Source organism: Kitasatospora sp. GP30 (assembly GCF_029892145.1).
Classification (GTDB): domain Bacteria; phylum Actinomycetota; class Actinomycetes; order Streptomycetales; family Streptomycetaceae; genus Kitasatospora; species Kitasatospora acidiphila.
The window spans coordinates 1-4,093 of record NZ_JARZAH010000092.1; the positions used below are offsets into that span (position 1 = coordinate 1).

Below are 4,093 nucleotides of genomic sequence, written 5' to 3' on the forward strand. Positions count from 1 at the left end.
GGGGCTGGGGCTACGGGCCCTGGCGCGGCGTGGCTCCAATTTGGAGCTGCTATTGGTCGGCGGTCAGTGCTGCTTGCTGTTGGTCTGCTCGGTGGCGTTCTGGGTGATGGTGGTTGTCCATGCCTTGTCGCTGGTCTCGGGGTAGTCGTGGGGCGGCGTGTGCAGGACTCGCGGGTGCCGGCTTGGGTCGAGCGTGTCGATGTCGGGGGGCTCGTGGTCGGGCGCGGGGGTTTCCAGGGGTTGGTGGCGGGAGTGGTGGGCGCGTTCGCGGCTGGCCGGGGTGGGCGGTTGGGCGGTCGCTGTGTTCGACGGGGCCGCGGTCTGGTGGTGGCGGCTGGGTGGGTGGTCGGCGGGCCCGTTTTGGGTCTTGCTGACGGTGGGTGTTGTGGTGTCAGGCGCCGAGGCCGATGTGGGAGACGTACTGGTAGGCCCCGTAGTCGCTGTCCAGTTCGCTGATGATGTCGTCCCAGATGCTTTCCAGGGTGTCGGCGTCGCCGGCGGTCAGGGCGTCGACGGCGTCGTCCCAGACGTAGCGGACCTGGAACGAGCGCACTCTCAGGTTGTCGCGCCGGCGGGGCTCGTCCACGATGTCCTGGTTGATCGGGTGGATCTCGATCCGGGTCCCGCGGCCGCCGTTGTTCAGGTGCGCCTTCAGCAGCGCTGGGTTGGCCAGTACGTTGGCCGCGCGTAGCGACCAGTAGGCGGTGTCGATCGCCTCCAAGTTGGCGGGGCGGGGGCGCTGGGTGCCCTTGGTCCAGGCGCGGATCGTGGCCGGGCGGGCGGTGATGCCGGCGTCGGCGAGGGCCTGGCGGCCGCCTTTGTGGGTGGTCAGGTAGCGCATGCGGGCCTTGAGGCCGCGCCGGCTGGTGGCGGGGGATTTGATGCCGCCTTCGAGGATCATGCGTTCCACGGTGTCTTCGAGGGCGCGGCCGAGTGCGATTTTTCCGTGGACGTTTCCGGGGTCGCGGTCGGCGCCGTAGCGGCCGAAGTTCTTCCATCCGTCGGTGGACATTTCAGGCGCTTCGCTTCCGGTTGAGGGGCAGGGTGTATTGGTCCTTGAGTTTCATCTGGGTGGTGAGGCGGCCTTCGGTGAAGACGGTGCGCCAGTCGGTTTCTCCGGTGACGTGGAGTTCGTCGGTGCCGCGCAGCCGAACAATCGTCAAGCCGGCTTTGTGGGCGCGGTGGGCCTTGTACCAGAGGTTCGCGAAGGCTTGGGAGCGGATGATGTGCATCCAGTCGGGGCGGCGGATGTCGCGGTTGTAGGTGGATTCGCCGATCGTGGATGCGAATTTTGCGTACATCGCCTTGACGTACTTCTCGGTCACTTGGTCGCGGTCGGTGATGGCGTTTTCGCGGGCCTGGGTGAGGACGCGGCGGAATTTCTCCAGGAGGCCCTCGGACGTGCCGGAGGTCCAGGCCTCGGTGATGTGTGGGGCCTCGCACAGGCCGAGCTTGTGGCAGCGGATCAGCAGGCGCACCGTGGCGTCGTCCAGGAGCACGGGGCCGGCTTCGTGGCGGTTGCCGATCGGGTCGGGTAGGTGCGGGTGTTCCCAGGTCGGGCGGGCTGGGAGTAGGTAGATCCCGGAGCGTTTCGGGTCGAAGCCGCCGCTTGGTTGGTGTTGTAGGGCGCCGATCGGTAGGTGGGTCTTCAGTGCCGAGCAGTAGGCGGCGTTGGTGTCCAGGACGTCCACCGTCGCTTCGGCTGTATGGTCCCGGCGCATGGCCTCCAGCAGCGGGGTGTTCTCCCACTTGTGGCGGCCCTCCCAGATCTCGTCCGCTCCGTTTCGGGTCTTTTTCGAGAGGAATTCCAGGCGCTCCGGATAGACGGTGTGCTCGTAGACGGCGCCGACTCGGGTCGCGGCGAAGAGTGTCATTGAATGTGGAATGGCTTTCTTTTCCAGTGCGGCACTCGCCGCCTCGGTGTCGCCCTCGTACTCCTGAAGGGCTTGCTCGACCGCACTGTTGATCATGTCGAGGTAGTAGGACAGGTCTCGGCCGGTCGAGCCGTACTCGACCTGGGCGCCTGCGATGGCCGGCTGGGGCGCAGCGACCGGGTGCGGCGCGGGGGCGGGGGCGGGCGCAGCGACCGGGTGCGGCGCGGGGGCGGGGGCGGCGGCGACGTCGGTGGCCTCGGTGGCCTCGGTGGCGGTCTGGTGGTGGGTGGTCGGGGTGGCGGAGGTCTGGGGTGCGGCGCCTGGGCCGGGGGCGGGGGTGCACCAGCCGCCCAGGTGCAGCGGGCGGCCGTTGACCCGGTGGGTGACCGGCTGGCCGCAGCGTTCGCACGGCGCCGGTGGGTGCGGCACCGCTTCGCCGTGGTGGTCCCGGTCGTAGTCCGTGGTCGGCTCGGTCGGCTGATCACCGGTCAGGACGGTGTCGCTGGTTGCGGGGTCGGCGGGGTGGGCGGTGCGCTGGTGCTGAGGAGCGGTCGGCTTCGGTGGGTTCTCGGGGCTCGGGTCGGCCGGTGTGGCGGGTGCCGGTTCGGCTGGGGGTGGAGCCGCGGTGGGCTGTGTGGCGGTGAAGGTGGCCGGGGGCGGCGCCTGCGGCGCCACCGGCTGCGGTTGGGGGTCGGCGGGGTGGGGGGGCCAGGTCAGGGCCTGGGCGGCGTGGGTGGGGCCGGCGAGCAGGTCCAGCGGGCTCATGCCCCAGTGTTTGGCCAGGGCGTCGACCTCGTCCAGGGACCAGGGTTGGGCGCCGGATTGACGTCTGCTCACCTTGTCTTGGGTCAGTTCGACGGCGGTGGCGAGTTCGCGCTGGCTTTCGCCGGTGCGCTGCCGCAGGGCGGCCACGGTAAGTCGCAGCGTCTCCAATGTACTGAGCGTCATAGAGGGCATCCTATCAGTGGAGTATGGGATTTTTGCATTAAGCATGGGCTGAGTCGGTAGCCGATGTGGAAGGCCTTGATGCCTCCGGCCATGGCGGATCCACATCGATGTGTGCAGGTCGCACTGTTCGCAGCACATGTCACCCGAGGATGCTCCCGTGCTCTGCAGATCTTGGGATGTCCCGGGCTCGGCGGGCCTGCTCATGCTCCCTTGAGGCGGTGCCACGCCCGGTCGAGCAGGGCGCTGCCGGAGCAGGCGAGCAGGTCGGTCGGCGCCATGTCGATGATGGGTGTCGTGAACTGGGCGTAGGCGCGGAGGATCCCCCGGGCTCCCTGGTCGTCGGTCCCTGCCAGGTCGCGTAGCGGTATCCGTGCCCACAGCGGGTGGAACGCTGAGAGGACGGTCGGGGCCTGGCCCTGCGCCAGTGGGGGGATACGGCAGCGGATCAGGACGCGGGAGGCCGGTTCCGGGACGCGCAGTACGCCCTCGGTGCCGGCCGTTCCGGCCAGGACCAGGGCGGTCGGGGTGCCGGGGCCCTGGACCCGTCGGCACAGGTAGTCCAGGCATGGCGCCGACAGGCGCTGCGCGTCGTCGAGGACCAGCAGGTCCGGTGCCCGCAGGGCCGCTGCGATTTTGCGTCCGGTATCGCTTCGCCGGTTGGGGTGCTACGCGGTAAGGCACAGCGCGTCGGCGATGGTGCAGGGCGGCCGGGCGGCGGCCGCGCCCACGGGTAGCGGGATACGGCGTACCGCGGGCCCTTGGGACAGGCGCGCCAGGGCATACCGGAGAGCGACGGCTTGCCGGATCCGGCGTCACCACCGACACACATCACGCCGCCGCCGGCGGCGACGTGCCGGATGTCCGAGGCGGCGCGGTGGAACGCCTTCGGTCACCACCACACCCGCTTCCGGCACCAGCAGACCCGCCCCGACCGCGACCTCGTGGCCAAGGCCTCCACGTTCCTCGCCGGGACCGCGACGGGCCCGCAACAGCGGCGCGTTCAAATCCGCAGTGGGACACGACCGACACTACCGGCGGCGACGAGCCCCTGGCCCGCCGGAACCAGGACCCCCAAGCGGGCCCAGACCACTCCCCCCCCCGGACGCCTCCAGGAACGGGGTCGCACGGGCCGCCGCGCAACCGACAACCCACCACGCCGTCGCGGACAATACCGCCCCAGTCCATATGGACCTGGCCCTGTACGGACCCGACCGGGCCCTCGGAAAGCGGAAAGCGGAAGGCAGGCGGCAGGCAGCAGGCAGCAGGCAGCA

At 70.0% G+C, this 4,093-nt stretch carries 2 protein-coding genes; both read right to left on the reverse strand.

The window, feature by feature from the left end; genetic code table 11:
* Positions 1–391 precede the first annotated feature (391 nt).
* A complete protein-coding gene (locus tag P3T35_RS40200) occupies positions 392–1,012 on the reverse strand; it encodes a hypothetical protein (RefSeq protein ID WP_101378194.1) in 621 nt (206 codons plus the stop codon).
* Between the two features lies 1 nt (position 1,013).
* Entirely contained in the window at positions 1,014–2,822 is a 1,809-nt protein-coding gene (locus tag P3T35_RS40205) for a helix-turn-helix transcriptional regulator (RefSeq protein WP_101378195.1), read from the reverse strand.
* Positions 2,823–4,093: the final 1,271 nt, after the last annotated feature.